This window comes from Desemzia incerta, assembly GCF_900115825.1.
In the GTDB taxonomy this organism is placed as follows: domain Bacteria; phylum Bacillota; class Bacilli; order Lactobacillales; family Carnobacteriaceae; genus Desemzia; species Desemzia incerta.
Window position 1 is genome coordinate 1 of the sequence record NZ_FOXW01000004.1, and the last position, 21,875, is coordinate 21,875.

Annotated in this window: 17 protein-coding genes and 1 pseudogene; 7 read left to right on the forward strand and 11 right to left on the reverse strand. The window is 38.6% G+C overall.

Annotated features, from left to right (window positions below; genetic code table 11):
- The 4 genes and pseudogenes from BM137_RS05700 to uvsE form a co-directional block, all read right to left on the reverse strand.
- Positions 1–362 (reverse strand): annotated as a pseudogene (locus tag BM137_RS05700) (helix-turn-helix domain-containing protein); the annotation flags it as partial.
- Between the two features lie 233 nt (positions 363–595).
- Positions 596–1,573 carry a DUF308 domain-containing protein gene (locus tag BM137_RS05705; protein ID WP_092480210.1) on the reverse strand — a complete coding sequence of 326 codons (978 nt, stop codon included), beginning with the start codon at positions 1,571–1,573 and terminating at the stop codon, positions 596–598.
- Between the two features lie 293 nt (positions 1,574–1,866).
- Entirely contained in the window at positions 1,867–2,559 is a 693-nt protein-coding gene (locus tag BM137_RS05710) for a nuclease-related domain-containing protein (protein WP_244887660.1), read from the reverse strand.
- Between the two features lie 405 nt (positions 2,560–2,964).
- A complete protein-coding gene (uvsE, locus tag BM137_RS05720; protein WP_092480212.1) occupies positions 2,965–4,221 on the reverse strand; it encodes a UV DNA damage repair endonuclease UvsE in 1,257 nt (418 codons plus the stop codon).
- Positions 4,222–4,539: 318 nt separating this feature from the next.
- Between uvsE and BM137_RS05725 the strand changes: the two genes are divergently transcribed.
- Positions 4,540–5,238, forward strand: a complete 699-nt coding sequence (locus tag BM137_RS05725; RefSeq protein ID WP_092480213.1) for a VIT1/CCC1 transporter family protein — start codon at positions 4,540–4,542, stop codon at positions 5,236–5,238.
- A gap of 110 nt (positions 5,239–5,348) precedes the next feature.
- Here BM137_RS05725 and BM137_RS05730 read toward each other — a convergent pair whose 3' ends face one another.
- Positions 5,349–6,050: an HAD family hydrolase gene (locus tag BM137_RS05730; RefSeq protein ID WP_177192506.1), complete on the reverse strand. Its 702-nt coding sequence runs from the start codon at positions 6,048–6,050 to the stop codon at positions 5,349–5,351.
- Positions 6,051–6,339: 289 nt separating this feature from the next.
- Positions 6,340–7,650, reverse strand: coding sequence for an NCS2 family permease (locus BM137_RS05735; protein WP_092480215.1), 1,311 nt, complete (start codon positions 7,648–7,650; stop codon positions 6,340–6,342).
- A gap of 232 nt (positions 7,651–7,882) precedes the next feature.
- Between BM137_RS05735 and BM137_RS05740 the strand changes: the two genes are divergently transcribed.
- Positions 7,883–8,806: a 1-phosphofructokinase family hexose kinase gene (locus BM137_RS05740; RefSeq protein WP_092480216.1), complete on the forward strand. Its 924-nt coding sequence runs from the start codon at positions 7,883–7,885 to the stop codon at positions 8,804–8,806.
- 369 nt (positions 8,807–9,175) lie between these two features.
- On the opposite strand, the gene BM137_RS05745 is transcribed toward BM137_RS05740, so the two are convergent.
- Positions 9,176–10,336, reverse strand: coding sequence for a glycerate kinase (locus BM137_RS05745; protein ID WP_092480217.1), 1,161 nt, complete (start codon positions 10,334–10,336; stop codon positions 9,176–9,178).
- Between the two features lie 29 nt (positions 10,337–10,365).
- Complete coding sequence (locus BM137_RS05750; RefSeq protein ID WP_092480218.1) at positions 10,366–11,637, reverse strand: GntP family permease; 1,272 nt, start codon at positions 11,635–11,637, stop codon at positions 10,366–10,368.
- 169 nt (positions 11,638–11,806) lie between these two features.
- Here BM137_RS05750 and BM137_RS05755 point away from each other — a divergent pair, with 169 nt between their 5' ends.
- The gene (locus tag BM137_RS05755) at positions 11,807–12,925 is read left to right on the forward strand and encodes a CdaR family transcriptional regulator (protein WP_092480219.1); all 1,119 of its coding nucleotides are present in this window, start codon (positions 11,807–11,809) and stop codon (positions 12,923–12,925) included.
- Between the two features lie 56 nt (positions 12,926–12,981).
- On the opposite strand, the gene BM137_RS05760 is transcribed toward BM137_RS05755, so the two are convergent.
- Positions 12,982–13,704, reverse strand: a complete 723-nt coding sequence (locus BM137_RS05760) for a GDSL-type esterase/lipase family protein (protein ID WP_177192507.1) — start codon at positions 13,702–13,704, stop codon at positions 12,982–12,984.
- 213 nt (positions 13,705–13,917) lie between these two features.
- On the opposite strand from BM137_RS05760, the gene BM137_RS05765 reads away from it, so the two are divergent.
- A complete protein-coding gene (locus tag BM137_RS05765; protein WP_092480221.1) occupies positions 13,918–14,091 on the forward strand; it encodes a type II toxin-antitoxin system HicA family toxin in 174 nt (57 codons plus the stop codon).
- 32 nt (positions 14,092–14,123) lie between these two features.
- A complete protein-coding gene (locus tag BM137_RS05770) occupies positions 14,124–14,528 on the forward strand; it encodes a type II toxin-antitoxin system HicB family antitoxin (RefSeq protein ID WP_092480222.1) in 405 nt (134 codons plus the stop codon).
- Between the two features lie 139 nt (positions 14,529–14,667).
- Here BM137_RS05770 and BM137_RS05775 read toward each other — a convergent pair whose 3' ends face one another.
- A complete protein-coding gene (locus tag BM137_RS05775) occupies positions 14,668–15,252 on the reverse strand; it encodes a YdcF family protein (protein ID WP_092480223.1) in 585 nt (194 codons plus the stop codon).
- Between the two features lie 356 nt (positions 15,253–15,608).
- Between BM137_RS05775 and BM137_RS05780 the strand changes: the two genes are divergently transcribed.
- Positions 15,609–16,700, forward strand: coding sequence for an AI-2E family transporter (locus BM137_RS05780; protein ID WP_092480224.1), 1,092 nt, complete (start codon positions 15,609–15,611; stop codon positions 16,698–16,700).
- A gap of 139 nt (positions 16,701–16,839) precedes the next feature.
- Positions 16,840–19,017 carry a DNA topoisomerase III gene (locus BM137_RS05785; protein ID WP_092480225.1) on the forward strand — a complete coding sequence of 726 codons (2,178 nt, stop codon included), beginning with the start codon at positions 16,840–16,842 and terminating at the stop codon, positions 19,015–19,017.
- Positions 19,018–20,762: 1,745 nt separating this feature from the next.
- Here BM137_RS05785 and BM137_RS05795 read toward each other — a convergent pair.
- A protein-coding gene (locus tag BM137_RS05795) for an IS3 family transposase (RefSeq protein ID WP_092480227.1) occupies positions 20,763–21,874 on the reverse strand; the annotation gives its coding sequence in 2 pieces (ribosomal slippage) (positions 20,763–21,619 and positions 21,619–21,874; 1,113 coding nt in all).
- Position 21,875 lies beyond the last annotated feature (1 nt).

Genomic DNA, 21,875 nt, shown 5'->3' on the forward strand with positions numbered 1-21,875 from the left:
GTAACTTCATCGAAGACTTTTTCTTTAAACTGCCGGTAAAGAGTTCGCATAGAACAGCTGATGATCATTTCTTTTCGTCCAATAATCACATCAGGAGTCCAGCCTTGATTTACTTTTTCCTTGATATAGGTCTGTTGTTCTTTTGGTAAGATGATTCTCTGTCTGCCACACCGTTTCTTATTTTCTTTATATTGTTGGTAGTAATCGAGGGCCGTATGGCCTTCTTTCAAGAAATGAATGCCATTATAAATGGTCGTTCGAGATCGTTTCAGGAACTCAGCAATTTTAGCGACTTTAATATTTTGGTGATAATAAGACTCTATCATCACTAATTCATCCGTGGTAAGATGGGTGTAGGTCATTCGTGATCACTCCTATGTTTTCTTTGGTCGGAAATACATTTTGAGTGTACCACGAATGGCTTTTTTATTTGTCTAGCTTAATTTTACAATCGGCGGTATTAGAAAAGTTAGGAGCTTTAATGAGTTTTTTTATTAATACAAATCGTACACCCTTTTGGTTAAATAATCTAGTCTTCCCATCCGCAAAGATCATAATCTTGAGATTGTGCGCTGCTGAGTGACATTTCTACCACCTAATTGGCATTATTTAATCCTCTGCAATTCGCACTGTAATGATATTTCGTTCCGCTGTCGGGCGCAACGTATACAACGTTAGAAATTTTTTCCGATTGTTTCGGTTGAGCTTGCGATTTTTGAGCTGCTTTCGACTCTTCAGCTTTTTTAGCTGCTTGTTTTTCTTCTTCTTTCTTCTCAGATGCAATCAGAGCTTGACGTTCTTCTTCTGCTTTTTGAGCAGCGATCTCAGCTTGACGTTCTTCTTCTGCTTTACGCTCCTCTTCAGCAACGCGCTCTTGTTCTTCAACGACAGTTTTTGTTTGTTGCAAACGTGAATTCAATGCGTCATTTTGAACCACTAGTCCAGCTGTTAGAACTTCTGCTTCTTCAACAGCAGCTCTTGTTTCTTCCTGTTCAGCTTTTTCGAGCGCAGCTTCTACAGCCAGGATTTTTTCTTCTTCAATTTTTACAGTTTCTTCTATTTTAGTTAAACGATCAGCAAACGATTCGTTTTCTTGAGTTAAGCTGCTGATCAACGTAAAGGCTTTATCGTAATTTTCTCTTGTTGGTTCGCTTTCAGCTAATTCTAGAGCACTTTCAATATCTTTCAGCTGTCGCGCTTGTTTTTCAGCTTCTTCTTTCTTTTCTTGCTCTTCCTGTTCCTTTTGAAGAGCAAGCTGCTCAGCTTTTTCTTTAGCTTCGATTTCTTGTTCAGCGGCAGACGGCTTCACTTCCACGATTGGCGACTCGCTATCAAAATCCCCATATTCATTTGCAAAAGCAAACATGATGACTCCTGCAAACAATATCCCAATAGCTTTTCGTTTATCTCTACGTCTAATAAGCGTATATACCAAACGTACTAACCCGAAAAGTATCGTGAACACTCCAATGACATACATAGTGTCAAAAAAACCGCCCGCTGTAATTAATATTAGAACAAATAGTCCCAAAACTATTCCTAAAACCACTTTTTTATTTTTTACCAAATTCATGCTTTTCCTCCTGTAACTCTTTCCCGACCTATGCATCCAACACGATTCTTATGTAAGTATTGTTTCTCTAAATGCCTTCTCCTTTCTTTATAAGTCTGTTATTTAACTTACTATAACAAAAAAACTGATGTCTTTAAGCTCAACATCAGCCTTTCGGGTACGCAAATAAATATTTTTTCGTTTTTGGTTCACAATTGTTTCACACATTTAACTACTTGGGCTTTAATTTAGGCCAATTATCTACTTTCAAAGTAGATATCCATATGTATAATGTTCAATATTGTTTACTAGAATCAACTCTTCCGTTGCAGCTTCTCATTGATTTTTTGGATGTGCACTTCTTGAACTTCTTTGCTGGCTCGTATATATGGTCTAAGTATATGATAATAGTTCTTTATATCTTCAGCAGTTAACTTCGTACTAGATCTTGCTAAGATTTGTTTAATAGTACTATTCAATCGATTTTTCTTTAATACATGTACATTATCACTAGTTACTGTAATTTTTTTCAACTCACAATCATCGCTGAAAACGATCAATGATTGGATCAGCGAGTCTTCTGTAACGCCCAGCACTTCTTTCAAAGCCGAAATATGCCCTTTATTTTGCCAAATGGGATTGAAAAATTTAAACTTTTTCTTATTTGGAAAAGTCTGGGTCCATTGCCGGTGTTTTTCATCACCGAAAATCCATCCTTGATAGTTTTTGGATTCAACCACAAAAAATCCATATTTAGTGATTATCAATAAATCGATCTCTGTAGTGCTTCCATCCTTTTTAGGAATATAAAGATTGGTTAAAAGCAATTTCGAGATCTTTAGTTGTTCTAATCTTCGGTAAATATAATATTCTCCGCTGTTTCCTTTATCAAAAAAGGTTTCCCAATATGTGTGGTTGCTGACTTTTCGATATCTTGACCGGTTAAATTCCCTATAATTCATGTAAAAAATGAATAGGGGGATAAATAATAGCATTAAAACAATCATTTGACTTATAATTCCTCCATTTCTATATTTTTCCAACCCATCTATTATATCAAAAAATCATGCTTAAAATTTGATAACTTCACTTACATCACTATTTTGACAAAACAAAGAATGCTAGTTGGAGCAAAAAAAATAAAAGAAATACAAAGGATTTTATCTCATGATTGGATACAGGCTAAAAACCTAGATGTTTCCTATTCTAAAATAATTTCACCAGACTTCAAACATACCGATTTTGGCCATTAGCTCCTCCAATCGCTTACTCATGGACGACTGCTACACACTAAACAGCCATGACGCATCTTTTGTAGATGCTCATGGCCGTTTCATTTATTCATTTCGTCCATGAGCTGCATTTCATGCTGACTCATGGCCAATTAAACCATTATTGTATTCCCATACAATCTATAAATCAAAATACAAAGAATGTTTCAAATACGTTTGGTCGTATTTATCGGTGAATCTTTTCAATTGTCGTTTCAGAGTAGCGAGTGTCGCCGTGTCTTCTTCGAATTTTTTCAAATTGCGTTTAAAAGCTGTCACGTCTTTCAATTCTGCTTGGTCTCTAAAGTAACCCCACACATGTTGGGCAGCATTGATAGCATCGCCTTTATCGATTTCTTGTTCCAAGGCTTGTTCGATCAGTTGATAAAATTCTTCTGCCGGGTAAGCCTCTTTGTCTTTCAAGAGAGTTCTGATTTGCTGGTATATCGGTTGCGAGCGTTCCAAAATCGTATATTTGTAGCGCGCCCACTCTTTCTCCAAAGCACCGATCCCTCTTTCAGGCTGCGTCGCATTGATGCATTTCACAGTAGAAATGTTTTTATCTTTCACTTCCAGCATAATGTCGATCGTCGGGTCTTCTAATTTGCGGTAAAACTCCATAAACGTGTCTAAGTAAATCGTCTTCGTATGTGCTCCATCACGTTTTCCAGGATCTTGCTGAGAGTAGTGCATTTTTTGGCGACCATCTTCCGGCTTCCACGTTTTTGACGTTTCATGGATCCAGTAATAGTCGTCTCGAGCTTCTTCTGGCGGATTGATCGCATGGTGCAGATTATCGTAGACAACCGGACTTCCAGTCTGCCGAGAAATTTCCAATACATCTTCCACCGTATACAACCGGTCATCGTTTTCGATGATCAATCGTTTTTGAATCGGTTCATCCAACCGAGCAAAATTTTGTACAAACCGCTCCATAGCCGTCTCTTTATCGCCGTAAACTCCGCCAACATGCAAGACCATTTTGTGGCTGTAATCCACCCCAAGGCATTCCATGATCAAATTGTGGTAACGCAGATCCTCGATCGCACGTTCCACCACCCCTTCATCCGGCGAATTCAATACCGTGTATTGACCTGGATGAAAGGACACGCGCATCCCACTGTTGATGATCTTTTGCCCAATACGCTGGAAGTCCTCTTTATACAAATCCCACCACGGCAAGCTGTTTACCGGACTCGAACCAAACGGAATCAAATCTGAACTGATTCGGTACAACATAATGCCTTCTTTGATATTGTAGTCGACCATTTTTTCAAATGCCGCTAAATTGTGCTGAATCACTTCCATCAATTTCTCTTCTGTCGCGTTCTTCTTGATCACGCTGCTCATGTTCGTGTCCGGAACTCCCACGACCAGACAAGCATACCCAATACTCACTGCCATCCATCCTTTTAATTACATATTTCGTTGCTTTTCCATAGTCTCTCTCATTTTGCCACATTTTTCATGAGGAATACAGAAAAGTGGACCGCAATTTGGCGTTGCGTGCGGGCCTATTAGTCAAGTGACCATTTAGGAAGAACCCACTTGACTAATAGACAGCTTCTATTGATCAAGTGAACCCCTTTTGAGTCACCACTTGATTAATAGAACATCTCAGTCTGCATATTGCTCAAAATTACACAAATAATCCTTGTATTTTGCATCATTGCGTTTTATAGTGGAATTGACAAAACAAGGAAAGAGGTGATTCTTATGAAAAGTAAAGCCAAACAATTTCAAGGCGGCGAATACATCAAGAGTATGGTCTACGGCGGTTTGGACGGGATCATCACTACTTTCGCTGTCGTATCAGGAGTTGCAGGAGCTTCTTTACCCCTCAAAATCGTCATTATTTTAGGTTTTTCAAACCTATTAGCGGATGGTTTCTCAATGGCAGTTGGAGACTATTTGTCCAGCAAATCGGAAAAAGAATACCAAGAAGGCATCACCCACCAAACGAAATTAGCTATTAAAAGCAACTATCAAGAAGAAGTCCACAAAATGACACAAGCCTATGAAGTGGAAGGACTCTCAAAAGAAGACGCAGAAACTATTGCTGCGACTTTAGCTAAATACGAGACTCCATTTGTGAATCAGTTATCAAGTCAAGCATACGGAAATAACCACAAAGAAGAAGATCCGATAAAAAATGCTTTAGTAACATTCTTTTCTTTTTTTGTTTTCGGTTTGGTTCCTTTGCTGGCCTACATTCTTTCAACATTTATCCCCTTCTTGCTGGAGAATGCTTTTTTGCTGGCTTCTATTTTGACCGGTACCACGTTATTTACTTTAGGAGCTGTAAAATCTCGCATCACTCAATCCAACTGGATGCGATCCGGCATGGAAATGTTGACGGTCGGGGGTCTAGCAGCAGTTGTCGCTTATTTAGTCGGATTTGTGTTGGGCGGATAACCATAATCACCTTTAGCAACTTGAAGTATCTGCATGCAAAGAAGCTGCCAACATCTAAAAAGGTGCTGGCAGCTTCTTTACTTTTATGGATTAACCGTACTGCTTCATCATCAAACTAAACTTTTAACGTATTCATAGACTTGCTGATCGCTGGAAAATTGAACAACGTTCTCGTCTTCCACCGATTCCTCATTCACATTGTAGTATACAGCTGCCCAATCGTTCTTCATGCAACCTAGTATGTCATTTTCATAGTGGTCCCCGATGTACAAAATCTCGCTGCCTGCCAACCCAAGGGAGTCTTCTACCACATTAAAAATTTCTCTATTGGGTTTAGCCACACCGATCTCATCTGAAATGAAACTCTTTTCAACCGGTATTTGCTTATCTACCCCTAAATACTGCAGCTTACTCGCTTGTGTTGCAGCAGCACCATTCGTTAACACAAACAATTCCATACCGATAGATCGAAGGTAATCGATCAGTTTCGCCATCCCGGGTCTCAATTCGATTTGTTTTTTATGGTAAAGATACAACTCATTGAACTTGAGCGCTTGTTCGTATTTGAGTGGATGACCCAATCTTTGATACGTCGATAAAACCCGATCGATCTTAAACGTTGTTTCTCCTTTTAATCCTTTAGTAAACTTTTGGAACTCAATCTGAGATTCCTCTTGAAAAACTTCATTGAACTCTTGAAAGGAAACCCCCGTTGTAACAACATCTTGTTCCATTGCTTGAAGAGTTCTCTCATATACTTGATTCCTGTCATACAATGTATCATCTAAATCCAACCCAACTGCCTTGATCACTTTATCCCGCCTTATATATTATTCCACTTCGTATTATAGGGAGCCTATCTACTATTGCAACCCCAGTTTTTGGTGCTAAAGGAACCAAAACTCCATTTGCGTGCCGTTTTACCAAATTTTAACCCTTAACCGGGACGCAAATTGGATTTGCGTCCCCTTTTTGAGAAAATTTTACCAATAATGAAACGCAACCGAATTTTGCGTTCCGTTTTTTCAAAAAATCACTGCAAAAAGGAACGCAAAAAAGCGAGAACTGGTCTAGTGAACCATTTGCTCGCTTTTTCTACTCTTATACGTTCAAGATCCACATGAACCCAACGAACACAAAGAACAATGCGTACATGATTGGTGAAACTTCTTTTCCACGTTTTGCAGCGATCATTGTGATCGGGTAGAAAATACAGCCCATTGCGATCCCGTCCGCGATACTATACGTCAATGGCATACCGATCAGAATCAAGAATGCTGGAATTGCGATTTCCAATTTGCTCCAATCGATTTGGCTCAACGAATGCGTCATCAACACACCGACTAGAATCAAAGCAGGCGCCGTTACTTGAGGAGTCACTACGGACAACAACGGTGAAAAGAACAATCCAAAGATAAAGAAGATACCAGTTGTCACAGCTGTCAGTCCTGAACGACCTCCAACAGCGATCCCTGCTGAAGACTCGACATACGCCCCAACAGGAGATGTCCCCAATAAAGAACCTGCCAGCATAGCTGTTGAGTCAGCCGCTAATGCTCTACCGACACGAGGCATCTTGTTGCCTTTCATAAAGCCAGCTTGATTTGCCAATCCGACCAATGTTCCAGCAGTATCAAAGAAAGTAACCAATAAGAACGTCAACACAACGACCCACAATTGGATCGAATTGATATCACCGACATGGTCCAACGCTACCAAGAACGTTGATGAAATGCTTGGTGCCGCTGAAACCAATTGATCAGGAGCTTGAATCAAGTCGGTTGCCAATCCTAAAAGAATGGTAGCGATCATTCCGATAAAAATACCGCCTGGTGTCTTTCTGATCATTAAGATAGCCGTTACCACTAAACCAAAAATCGTTAACCAAGTAGAGCCTACCGTCAATGAACCCATCCCAACAAGCGTAGATTCATTTGAAACGATCAGACCGCCTTCGCTTAATCCGATAAAGGCAATAAATAATCCAATACCGCCAGAAATCGCGTATTTCAAATCGGCCGGTATGGCTTCAATGATCCGCTCGCGCAATTTGAAAAACGTGATCAGCATAAAAATCAACGACGCCACAAATACTGCAGCTAAAGTCGTTTGCCATGGAATGCCCATTCCTACACTCACTGAATAAGAGAAGAATGCGTTGATCCCAAGCGCTGGTGCTGTGGCGATCGGGTAGCGTGCCAGAACCCCCATCAAAATACACCCTATAGCACTTGCTAAAGCTGTAGCTGTAAACACAGCCCCTTCGTCCATACCTGCTGCTCCCAATACACTCGGGTTTACAAATAAGATATACGCCATTGAAATAAAGGTCGTAAATCCGGCTAATATTTCTCGCCTAACGGTAGTATGTAACTGTTCCAATTCAAAATAAGAAGTGATTTTATTCTTCATGATGTTCCTCCAATAGTTAAGCTGTCATTAGTGCACAAAACAGCTCTTTTTCCTAAATCAACCTGAACCATCATATATCAAACCGCCCCTCAAGTAAATAAAATTGACGGAATTTATTTGATGAAAGCCTTATCTTACAAGCTTTTGGTCACAGAGGACATATCATACTGGATACAGATAGGATAAGTGCTACAATAACGGCAGAAATACCCATCTGAAAGGAGCTGTTCACATGATTTATACTATTACGTTGAATCCCACCATTGATCGGTTGTTGTTTCTCGAAGGCACTCTCACCAAAGGAAAAAATAATCGTCTGCGCAAGGTGACTTACGATATTGGCGGCAAAGGTCATCACGGTTCTAACGCCATGAACCAGCTGGGCGTTAAGAATCAAGCGCTCGGATTTTCAGGAACCACCAATGCCGGCAAATTGGAAAACATTCTATTGGACAAAGGTATAGACTACGATTTTGTGGAAGTATACGGCAAGGCTACTCGAGAAAGCTACGTCATTCTGGAAGAAGGAATCGGCGGCAGCATCTTGATTACTGAAAAAGGCTTCACGGTGACCGATTACGATATCGAATTGCTGTATGAAAAAGTCGAGAAGAAAGTTCAGAAAGAAGATATGGTATTGATTGCCGGCTCTACCCCTCCCGGATTTGATTTGAACGATTTAGAAGAGTTGTTGGAACGATTAAAAAGAATCGGGTGTTTCATTGCGTGCGATCTTTCGGGGGAAGCTTTGAAAAAAGCTGTTGAAGTAGGCGTTGATTTCATCAAACCGAATCGATTTGAAGTTCAAGAATTGGTTCCTTCTGACGATAATTTTTTAGACCACATCAAAGAGCTGTCTGAAAAAGTCGATTACTTGATCGTGTCTCTTGGAAAAGACGGCAGTATTTGCAGCCATGCAGGTGAAGTTTATGAGGTCAGCACTCCTCCGGTGGAACTGGTCAATGATACAGGTGCCGGCGATTGCTTTGTGGGAACCTTTTTAGGCAGTCTCTCGCTCAACCAGCCGCTGACAGAATGCTTGTCTCTCGCCAGTGCGTGCGCAGCTGACCATGTACAATACAATGACAGCACAACTTTCGACATCAATAATGCTCGCGAATTACAGAAAGTCGTTACGGTCAAGAAAATCAGCTAAAGGAACAAAAATTTGATCAAGAAAGCAATCAATATCCATAAAACAATGGAAATCAAAAAGCCGTTTGCAAATCCGATGAAGAATCTTCTCTTTTCCATAGCGCGCCTCCTTTACAGGTGAACCTTTGTAACCTTAGAAAGTGGTTTTATTGCAGCAATGACAGGAATGGTTTAAACGGAGTATCCGATGGAGTAGCAGAGTTGTTACTAATTGGAATCTTACTAGGTGAGTTTTACAAGTGAATGAAAGTGGATAATGCTTTTAGATGTGTTTTTAATATATCACAAGTCTGTTTAAGAATAAAAAAGTAACTATTTTGTTCTTTATTTTTTGATTTGGTTCACGATAAAAAAAGGAAAAACACCAAGGTTAGTTTTCCCTTGGTGTTGTTTCAGCAGTTCTGCTTATTTTGATGACACTTGCTACATTAGCCGCTGTTGCTTTCAAGTTTTCATATCCTTTTTCGAGAACCTCATCAAGAGAACTCAATTCTGTCAGGATACTAAATACCGCATCGATTCCTTCGTCATGAACACTTTCATATCCTTTTGATAACGTCCCGGCTACAGCAATCACAGGAACGCCGTGTTTCTTAGCGATTCTTGAAACGGCAACCGGCGTTTTCCCGAAAATCGTCTGATGATTGATGCCGCCTTCTCCAGTAATCACCAAGTCAGCCTGCTTGATCTGCTCTTCCAATCCCAGCATCTCAACCAGCAAATCGCCGCCCCTTTTCAATTCAGCATCCAGAAAAGCCAACAGACCTGCACCTAAACCACCTGCTGCACCTGCTCCCGGGACTTGATCAATGTCTTTTCCAAGCGTCTTTTTGATCACTTGCGCATAATGAGCTAAATGACTGTCTAACAATTCAATTTGCTCTGATGTTCCACCTTTTTGCGGTCCATAAATATGAGAAGCGCCATTTTTCCCGGTCAGTGGATTGTCGACGTCGCAAGCCACTTTGATCACAACTTCTTTAAGGCGAGGATGCAATCTTGTGATATCGATGCTTTTCAATTTGCCAAGGCCCTGACCATCGGCTGAAATCGAGGCGCCAGTTTCGTCTAACAGCTTTCCGCCAAGACTCATCACCATTCCGGCACCGCCGTCATTGGTCGCACTTCCTCCGATACCCAATAAAATTTCTTCCACGCCTTCTTCAAGCGCATCACAAATGAGTTCCCCAAAACCATAGGTCGTTGTCACTAAAGGATTGCGTTTTTCCATAGGTACTTTATCTAAACCAGAAGCCGCAGCCATTTCAATCACCGCTATTTTTTTATCTCCCGACAATCCGTAAAAAGCTTCCACCGGCTCGTACAATGGACCGGTTACCGTTACAGTTTTGATCGAACCGCCAGTCGCATCTACAATAGACTGGACAGTCCCTTCTCCTCCGTCTGCCATGGGAATTTTATAATAATTTTCATGTGGCAAGACCGAAGCAAAACCTTCTTCAATAGCTCTGGCCGCTTCCATTGCCGTTAAACTTTCTTTGAATGAATCTGGTGCAATCACAATGTACATCTTAAAGCCCTCTCTATCTATTATTTATTTTAAGCTATTTTCAGCAATCCAAACAAAATAACGGATACTGCTGTAATGACTAGTCCAATCAATGATTCATAAGGAACCAATTTTAAGCGTTCTTTAAAACTCAACGATACGCTTCCGGCTGTCGCATGGAAGAAACTTCCGTGCGGCAAATGATCTAAAACAGTTGCGCCGGCATGAATCATAGCCGCTCCACCTAGAGCACTGAAACCTGACTCAATCAACACTTTACTGAATACCGAGCTGGCAACAATCGAACCGGATGTTGTTGAAGCCGTTGCAGCTGACATCACGATTCCTGAAAGTGGTGCAAGTAAGTAAATCGGTAGTCCCAAGCTACTAATACTTTCAATTAGAATATCTCCTAAAGTCGAATTTGTGATGATTCCAGCAATGGTTCCCGTCCCAATCAACAAGACAGCTACAGATGACATTTTACTCAAGCCAAAACTCATTTGATCAACAAGGCGGTTGGCTTGTCCCATAATAAGGGAACCGATAATACCACCTAGAGGTAAAGCCACCATTGGATCGATTATGATTCCGGCTAATGGTCGAAGAGACAACAAGATAACGGCTGTAATAGGTCCTGCTATCGCTTTGATGAAGGGAGGAAGCTCTTTACTTGTATTAGCTGAATCATCTACTTCAACGGCTTCAACAAAAGACCCCTTTTTCGTCAGACGCTTAGCTAAAAAGTACGTCACAAATAAAGCCACAATACCTGGAATCACACCTGCTAGCATAACTGAAGTCAGCGAAGTCTGAAATGCTTCAGAAACCGCAATCGTGTTCGGATTGGGAGACATGATATTTCCTGCTTTTCCTCCACCAATCATAGCCAATAGAATAGCTGATTTGCTGATCCCTGTATCTTTTGCAATCACCAATGCTATTGGAGCTACCGTAATAACTGCAATATCAATAAAAACGCCTACTGTAGTGAGCAGCATGGTTGCTAGTGCCAGTGCAAATAAGGATTTCGTTTTCCCTATTTTATGTATGATCGTTTGAGCTATCGATTCTGCAGCTCCCGATTCAATCAGCACCCCAGCTAAAACTCCAGCTGCTAATATTCTTAAAATAGCAGTCATCATACCTTGTGCTCCACTCACCATCAATTCTACTGTTTCGACTAGACTAGCTCCGCCTATAAGTCCTCCAGATAAAGCCCCAACTAATAAACTATAGATCGGTGGTACTTTGATAAAAATCAATCCAATCGAGATCACTAATCCAATAATTGCTCCAAGTGCGGTAATTTGTACTTCCATTAACATTCCCTCCAAAAATAATGACGTTCATTTTCTACTTGAATATAGTATAATACGTATTGAATCCGCTTTCTATGTAATGCAGAACCTATTAACTAGGGTTTAAGGCTGATTATTTGGTATACAGGACAATCAAGAAGTACTATTAAGTTGTTAAGAGGTGAATCATATGATGGAATTAGCTGCTCCATTGGCTCAAGAAATCGTTACGCAAATGAAAGAAATAATCCATCAAGAAATTAATTTCATGAATAAACAAGCCATTATCATGGCTAGTACGGATCCTGATAGAATCGGAAAAATGCATGGCGGAGCTAAAGAAGTAATTAAAACGAAACGCCCACTCACTATTGCTACCGATTACTCTTACCCAGGGAGTAAAAAAGGCATCAATATCCCTATTTACTTTGAACAGGAAATCATTGGCGTTATTGGGATCACGGGTGACAAAGAAAAAGTACAACAACATGGTGAAATCATCAAAAAAATGACAGAGATCTTAATTAAAGAAGATTACTTAAAAGACATCCTCAGCAAACAAAGAGACCGTTCCAGACACATTATCAGTGCACTTTTGCATCAGGAAATTTCTAATAAAGCTGCTGACACGCCTGATCCTTTTAGTTATGATTATTCGATTCCTCACGTAGCAGTGATCGGAAAATGCACTTCAATTCCTTTAGGTTTAAGGAATGATCTTCACAAAATTATTGAACAATCTGCTATTTTGGATCATAAGCATATTTTCACGATTTTAAGCGATCAACTGTACATCTTATTTAGAGAAGAGACTACTTCTAATGTCCAACACATCCTTCGCCAGTTAGTTGACGAAATTCACTCTAAAACAACATTACCATTTCGCTTTGGAATCGGATTACTTGCTGAATCTCAAAAAGAGGCAAGACAGTCTTTTATTCAAGCAGCTGACGCTTTGAAATGGACCATTCTTTCGAATCATACATTGGAACTGTATCAAGAAATGGATAATGGAATTTTATATGCGGGGTTGTCAGAAGAAAAAGCGACTCATTATTCTCATAAAATACTTTCTGGAATTCCTAGTGACGAAAAAGAAGAATTAAAGCTTCTCTTTTTCACTTATGGAGAAACAAATAAGAGCGTGGCAAAAAGTGCTGAAAAGTTGTTTTTGCACAAGAACACCTTTCAGTACAAATTAAATAAAATCCAGCACTACACCGGTTATGACCCTAAAGTGGTTAACGATTATGTTGTTCTTTATTCCGCGTTTGTTTTAGAAAGTCTTTCTAGTTCAACAATTGTTTAATCCATTAAAAAGAGTGCTCAACACGTTGATCACCGTTTTAAGCACTCTTCATTTTATTAGTCTTTTGCATACTCCTCAATCTCACTCAACCAAACCTCGTAGCCTTCTTTGCTCAGATGCAATCCATCAACGGAATACTCTTCAGCCAGTTCGTTGCCAAACAGTTCTGCAACATTCAAGAAAGTCACACCTTCTAATTGAACCAACTTTTTGTTCAATTTGGCTACCGTTTCATTGATTGGTTTGCTTCGTTTGAATTGATTGTTCTCATACAATTCTCCCGCTACAGGAAAGACGCTTTGCACATAAATCTGCGTTTTAGGATTCGCTTCTTTTATCTTTTGGATGATTTTTTTATAGTTCTTCTCAATCGTTTCTACAGGAATATCTTGTTGGATATCGTTGATCCCAATCATTAAAAAGACTTTTTGTGGATTCAACTCTGTCACTTGATCGATGCGTTTCAGCAAACCATCTGATGTATCGCCGCTGATCCCTCTATTGGCAACTGTTATACCATCAAAATATTCGCCCCATTCGAAGTGATCCGTATGGCTGTCTCCGGCAAATACTACCTCTTTCGACTGCTTATCGTTAACTTCAAAACTATCTTTTTTGATTTTAATGACGGAATTTTCTTTGGGCTGATCCGCTGCAACTTTGCTTGGACCATTTGCTAAATAGACCCAACCTCCTTGTTTCAAAAAAATAACGGCTCCGGCTATAATAGCGGCTGCGTTAAAAAATAGTGACACTCTCAATAAATTCTTCTTCGACACTCTCATTACCTCCAATTCAACTCTTCATTAGTATCATAACGCAGGAACGTTAATCCTGCTAGGATTTAGCTTGAGTAGAATTTAGTATACCCTAGCTGGATAACCAACCAGTTCATTCCTTTAATAAAAATTATTCATTTTTCTATTACTTACCGATTGATTAGTACGTGTAAAATACGTATAATGAATCTGTGAAAAGGAGTTTAGGAAAATGTGAAGACGCGAGATTTAATCAAGCTTTTCGAGGAAAACGGTTGGTGGTTTGTAAAACATGGTGGTAACCATGATATTTATACAAATGGCAAAGCAAAAGAACAAATTGTTCGCCACAAAGAAACCAATGAACGTCTTGCAAAAGCACTCATTAAGAAGCATGGGCTTAAATAGCCCATCGCTTCATTGAAAGAAAGGTGAAAAAAATGATAGATAATAAAACATATATTTATCCTATTTATATAACGATTGATAGTGAACAAGAATTCCCCTATTTTGTTGAAATACCTGATATAGAAGGCTATACGCAGGGCAAAGACTTAGCAGAAGCTATCACAATGGCTCGAGATTATATCGGCTTTGCAGGTGTTGACAAATTAGAAAATGGAGAACCACTTCCACTACCAGATCAAATTAAATACAATAAAAATGATGCTCAAATAAAAACTCTAGTGGATATAAATTTCAAAAAATATAAAGCACAGCATGATAATAAAGTCGTCAAAAAAACTCTCACAATTCCTAACTACCTAAATGAACTCGGTAATGAACAAGGTATCAATTTTTCATTAACTCTTACAGAAGCGTTAAAAGAAAAACTAGGTGTTTAAAAACAAATTTTTTATTATATACAAAAAACTGTCTTCTGCTCTAGGAGACAGTTTTTTTTGTAAACTGATGCTAATCCATTTCAAAAATAAAAAATTGCACCATCCCATCAACATGTAATTCTCCTTCTGCACCAGAAAATTACACATCAATAAAATGATACAATCCCAATAAATAGCCCCAATATTTCCAAAATTCTTTCTTAGCGACTGCTTTTAATTCATCGCCTGCTTCATCCCACGGAACAAGTTCACCATCCACAACTTGATAAGCCGCCACAAAAGTCAGCTCAAAATCATAGTCACGATTGACGCGTTCATAAATCATTTTCGTGCGCAACATGTGATAATCAGAAGACGTAATAATGGCCGAATAATACCCATTTTTCTCCATGATTTTCAGCGTATGAACCGCATTTTCATATGTGCTGGTAGCCTCAGTCTCAGGGATAATCTGCTCAAATTCAACACCAAATTCTTCATAGATTTCTGCATTAGTGTCTACCATAGGCGAAATAATAATCTTATCAGAACGACTATAGCCTTCATGCAGCAGCTCCGAAGCCTTATTCGCTCTGATATATTCTTGCCCCTCTGGTACAATGATCACGTCCGATTTAACCGGCTTTTCATCCACAACGAGATGATTCATGATGATTGGATAACTCACACCAAGACCTAGGCAAATAAACAGAATAATACTTATAAAGATTCTTCTTTTTTTCATTCAGTTCTCCTCAAATAAGTATTTTAAGTTGAATCTTATATTAAACAAAAGGTTCACATCAAGCAACTGATAGAACAATCAAATAATAAAGGAGGAAAATCAGAGCGTATTGAAATAACTGAAATTATTGGATACATTGTAGATTGAATAACTTATAATAGAGTTATCGAATGAATTATTTGTTAAAATATTTGCTGCTCATTCAAAAAACCAGCTCTATATTGATCTAGCAGGGCAATCCCCTTATTCTTCTAGATAATTGAATGATCACTGTTTAATGCTTATCAGATCCAATTATAGTTAAATTCACACAAGATTATACTTAATAACACTATCTTAAGAAGGAGCACTATTTTATGAATACTTTTAAATCTTCAAAATTACTATTTTGGACACTGTGGATTTTAGCCGTTGTTCTAATTGTTTACTACGCAACTCAAATAAGCTTTGTTTTCCAACCCATATTTGTTTTGTTTTCGACATTGTTTATCCCCGTTTTAAGTGCAGGATTTTTATTTTACTTGTTGAATCCTTTAATCAATCTCATTGAAAAATTAAAAATCAAACGCAGTTTCGCTATTCTCTTAGTTATGGTTTTATTTCTTAGTGGAGCTGCTATTTTTATCATCAGTATGGTTCCTCTTCTTATGAATCAGCTATCCGACCTAATTGATAATATCCCTACTATTATTTCTGATATTGAAGCTCAAACTAAAGACCTTGCCTTTTTATCTTCATTGGACAATGTTAATGTAGAAGAATCTTTGAATCAATTAAACATTTCTTTGAACGCTCTATCCAAATCATTTTTATTTAATATCACATCCAGCATCAGTTCGATAATTGGAAAACTGGCTAACCTAACCATTGTCTTGATTACAATTCCAATTATTTTATTTTATATGTTCCATGACGGTAAAAAATTACAACTATCTGTTACCCACCTATTTCCTGATAAGTATCAAAAACATGTTTTTGAATTGTTGCATCTGACAAATGATGTGATTACCGCTTATATCAGCGGAAAAGGATTAGCAAGTATTGTTGTGGCTGTATTACTCTATTTTGGCTTTTTACTCATTGGAGTTCCTTACACGTTATTATTAGCTATTATTAATGGGTTCACCAATCTTATTCCTTATGTTGGTCCTTTTATCGGTGGTGTGCCTGCAGTCATTGTGGCCTTAACGATTTCTCCGACAGCAGCTATCTTAACAGCCTTACTCATATTTGTTGTTCAACAATTAGACGCTAATTTACTGACACCAAAGTTTGTCGGAAAATCTTTAGCCATTCACCCCTTAACGATTATTATCATTTTATTAGTGGCAGGAAAGATGCTGGGAATTGTTGGAATCATCTTTGGAGTTCCAGCTTTTGCTATCATTAAAACAGCCATCACTTACCTTAAAAACACGCGAAGCGCTGTAAAACAACAAACCATGTAACGTATAAGAATTTAAATTCGAAAGGAAGCCTAGTCACCACTGATAGGCTTTTTTTGATAGAATATATTTATGATTAAATACCCCATTCACCGATTATGCTATACTAAGTAAATAAGTAAAACACTAAAGGAGTTCTAACATGAAAAGTTTAGTTTTAGCAGAGAAGCCGTCTGTGGGGCGCGATATTGCTCGTGTGCTTGGCAGTACCAAAAAAGGGAAAGGCTACTTTGAAGGAGATCAATACATTGTGACTTGGGCGCTGGGACATTTAGTGACCTTAGCTGACCCTGAGACCTATGACCAAAAGTACAAAACGTGGAATTTAAATGATTTGCCGATGTTGCCGAACGACATGAAGTTGACGGTCATACGCAATTCCGGCAGCCAATTTAATGCGGTCAAATCGCAATTGAAGCGTAAGGACGTTTCGGAAATCATTATCGCTACAGATGCAGGGCGTGAAGGAGAATTGGTGGCGCGCTGGATCATCGAGAAAACCAATGTCAACAAACCGATGAAGCGTTTATGGATTTCGTCTATCACTGATAAAGCAATCAAGGAAGGTTTCAAAAATTTGAAGCCGGCTAAAAATTACGAGAACCTTTTCCAAGCAGCTGTGGCTCGTTCAGAAGCCGACTGGTACATCGGATTGAATGCCAGCCGTGCGTTGACCACCAAATACAATGCCCAACTGAATTGCGGACGCGTACAAACGCCTGTCGTACAAATCATTGCGCAACGCGAAGAAGAGATCAACCAGTTCAAACCAAAGACGTTCTATGGAGCGGAAGCTACTACAGACCACTCATTGAAACTCATTTGGCAAGACGCTCAATCTAATGATACAAAAACATTTGATCAACAAAAAATCCAACAAGTTGTGAAGCATACAGAAGGCAAAAATGCTGTGGTGACCGATGTAGTGAAAAAACCGAAGAAAACTTTTGCCCCTGCCTTGTATGATTTAACGGAATTGCAACGTGATGCGTATCAAGCTTTCGGGTATTCCGCGAAAGAAACCTTGAATATCATGCAAACTTTATATGAACAATACAAAGTCCTGACTTATCCAAGGACTGATTCGCGTTATTTGACGACTGATATCGTTCCTACGTTGAAAGACCGGATCAAAGTCAGCGCGCACGGAGAATACAAAGCGATCGCTAAAACGCTATTGAACCAGCCGATAAAAGCTCAAGGTTCATTCGTGAACGATCAAAAAGTTTCAGATCACCATGCGATCATCCCGACAGAACAAGTCGTCCCATTGCAAAAATTATCCGCAAAAGAACGCCACATTTATAATTTGGTCGTGAAACGATTCTTCGCTGTACTGTTGCCTGCTCACGAATACGAGCAATTTACGTTGACCGCGACAATTGGCAAAGAACGCTTCACAGCAAAAGGGAAAACAGTTACCAAAATGGGTTGGAAAGAAGCTACGATGAGTGCGGACGCTAAAGAAGACAGCTCAGGTGAATCCTTGTCTTCTATTAAAGTTGGCGACACATTGACCGTTTCTTACGTCAATGAAACCACTGGTCAGACAAAAGCACCAGCTTACTTCAACGAAGCTACTTTGCTGACAGCCATGGAAAACCCTGGTCAATACATGAATCATAAAGACAAAGCATTGACTCAGACATTGAAAGCCACAGGCGGACTTGGAACGGTTGCGACTCGAGCAGACATCATCGACAAATTGTTCAAGTCGTTCTTGATCGAGAAAAAAGGCAACCACATCCACGTCACGTCAAAAGGAAAACAACTCTTGGAGTTGGTTCCAGCCGACTTAAGATCACCAGAATTAACGGCTGAGTGGGAACAAAAACTAGAAGCTATTGCCAAAGGAAACTTGAAGAAAGAGCAGTTCGTGGACGACATCAAAACATTTACCAAAGAACTGGTCACTGAGATCAAACAAACCGACGGAAAATTCAGACACGAAAACTTGTCGACTAAGACTTGCCCTGACTGCGGCAAACCAATGTTGGAAGTCAACGGCAAAAAAGGCAAAATGCTGGTCTGTCAAGACCGCGAATGTGGCTACCGCAAAAACGTTTCTAGACAATCGAATGCGCGCTGCCCAAACTGCAAGAAAAAAATGTCTCTCAGCGGCGAAGGAGACGGTCAAATCTTTACTTGTACGTGTGGTTACCGCGAAAAATTATCCGCGTTCAAAAAACGCCGCGACCAATCTGGATCTGGTAAAGCTGATAAACGGACCGTTCAGAAATACTTGAAGAAACAAAAACAAGAAGAACCTGAAGACAATGGATTGTTTGATGCATTGAAGGGTTTGAAGTTTGAGGATTAAAGAACTATAAATAACAGAACATCCCTATTTGATGACAACAAGGTAGCGACCCCTAAAAGTTAGAGTAAAATCTAAACTTTTAGGGGTCGCTGCACGTTAAAGTTCTTGTGCTTAATTTATTGATTGTATATGGGTTAATCTTATTTTATTAAATACGTTAATAAAAAAATTAACTATTAAAAAAATAAAATTAATATCGAGAGGACGCTGTAATTGACCAAAATAATCTGGCGGATACACCTCAAGAATAGTAGCGAAAATGAAAATAAAGTACTTTAGTAATAGTAGATAAAAAAAAGTGAAAGTTAAAAAATGGACATTTCTTTTAAGTCCATTTTTAAATAGGAAATATATAATGAAACTGATAAATGTAATAAAAACAAGATTCTCCAATACAAGCGTTTGAAGAGATAGATATTGTATTTTCATTAACATATCTGCAGTTTGTTCACTACGTTGAGAAAGAAAGTTAGAAAATTCAAGATGCCTTGCTCTAACAAAGAAATAAAGTACATTGATAATTGTTAACGTTACAGCAAAACCTTTATAGGTCTTATCTGAGAAGCGGTTTACAAAATTGTACATATTATTGGAAAAAGACACTGCATAGCCTCCTTTGTGATCATAATAATTCTAAAAAAACATACATAAGAATTTAAGTCCTTATGTATGATCAATAAAACTATTGATTTGCTCCAGTTTGAATAGTGTGTGTGTGTCTTCCAAAATCAGCTGTTTCTCTGACCAATAATGAAGAAACAGTTGATTTCATAGTGTAACTTGCATCAAATCTAGCTGTTCGCCCGGAATAACTTGAAGAAACATTTAATCTATCAAGATATGGAGAAAACATCGATCCAAATATTGCTGTTTTTATAGTAACTCTTGTAGTACCTACTGAAGTAATGTTAAACGTACGAGTATCATATGAGAAGTTACCAGTAACAGTTACAATTCATTCTTTTGTAGGGTATCTTTTGTTGCGATCTTTTGCAGAGCGATAAAAATCCCTGCTTACTCCACGTCCTTGGATACTTTGTATACTATTTCTTGATTGTACATTGTCTAATGTATCAAATGATAGTGCAGAATATTCGATTCCATGAGATATTTCCAAATCATTTTCTTGAACGATGTAATGTATACTATCATAATCTTCTTGTATGTATAGCTTTGATGTTCCATCTATAAATTTCTTAGTTACATCGTTTCCTTCTGCATCTTTTACTAATAACCCACTTTTATTAGTAAAAGCTTTATCAATAAAACTTTTGAATAAGTCCGGTGCTTTAGATTCATCTTCAAAAGTAGTGACTTCTGTTGACTGAGAGACTTCATTTGATTCCTCAGAATACGTAGTTAAAGGCTAGGCTAAAGTTGTTGTAGCTCCTGCTGGACCTTTATTTTTTTGGCTACCCTAGCTAATTGCTTAAGTTCACTAGCAGAGAAGTAAACAAATGCTATAATAATAGATTTTCAATTGGCCAATTGAAACTTTTTGTAATCGATTACTATATAAACATACCATAAAAGAAATCAGAAACTAAAAACGTGTCATATATGACAAAAATGAAGTATGAAGTGACCATCCATTATTTCTAGTAAAAATCTTTTCTAAAGGTGACATAACTTAATAGTCTCGAGACGACTAATGCTTAGAGTGTCTATTTTGGGTGTGACCAAATAATACATTTAATAATGCTATCATTATAGGTTGGTATGTCAACACTTAATTAGACAACTTTTTAAAGGTTTGATAATTTGTATTCTTGTGGCGATAAGTAACCGAGCGACCCGTGAATACGAATCTTATTGTACCAATTAACGTAATCAAACAGTTCAAGGTCCAGTTCTTTCTGATGTTCAAAAACACGGCCATTAATCAATTCTGTTTTAATCGTTTTAGAGGTAGCTTCTGCTACAGCGTTGTCGTATGGAGTGCCTTTATTGCTTAAAGAGCGTTTGATACCAAAGGTATCTAGTGGTTTGTCGATGAGATGATTTTTAAATTCACTTCCCCGGTCTGTGTGGAATAATTTAAGAAGAGTTAAATTGTACGGAACCGTTGAAAAAGCGCGTTGAACTAACTCCGCGGTCTTATTTGGACCAGAGCTGTACCCAATAATCTCACGATTATATAAGTCTACCAGAACACAAATATAGTGCCATTTTTGTCTTACGCGCACATAAGTTAAGTCACTGACAATAACAGTCAATTCTTTCTCTTGATTGAATTTTCGATTCAGTACATTAACTGTTTCAGACTCATTAACGGTCGATTTACTTGGTTTGAATTGAGCAATCGTATATTTAGAGAGTAGACCTTGTTCTTTCATGATTCGACTAATTCGACGACGTGAGACTTGCCAGCCCAGCTTTTGGAGTTCGACTTTTATTTTTCGCTGACCATAAATGTTATGACTAGCTTTAAACACCTGAACAATTAACTGTGTTAGCTCTTCTTCTTGATGATCACGTTGTTTCGCTTCGTAATAGTAGGTGCTTCTTGAGATTTGCAGGACTTCGCACATTGCTGATACCGAGTATTTGTGAAGGTTATTCCGAATCACATCTACTTTCGTCCCATTATCAGCGCTGCTTGTTTTAAAATATCGTTCTCCATCATAAGACGTTGATTTTCTTTACGGAGCTTTATTAATTCTGTTTCTTCAGGCGTACGATTATCTTTTTCTTGAAATGAACCAGATGATTGGTGTTGACGAACCCATCTGTCCAAGGCCGAAGGCGTTAGATCATATTCTCTAACAATATCTGCCCGAGGCTTTCCAGCTAAATGCAGTTGAACAACTTGTTCTTTAAAGTCTTTAGAAAACGATCTTCTCTCTCTTTTAGTCATG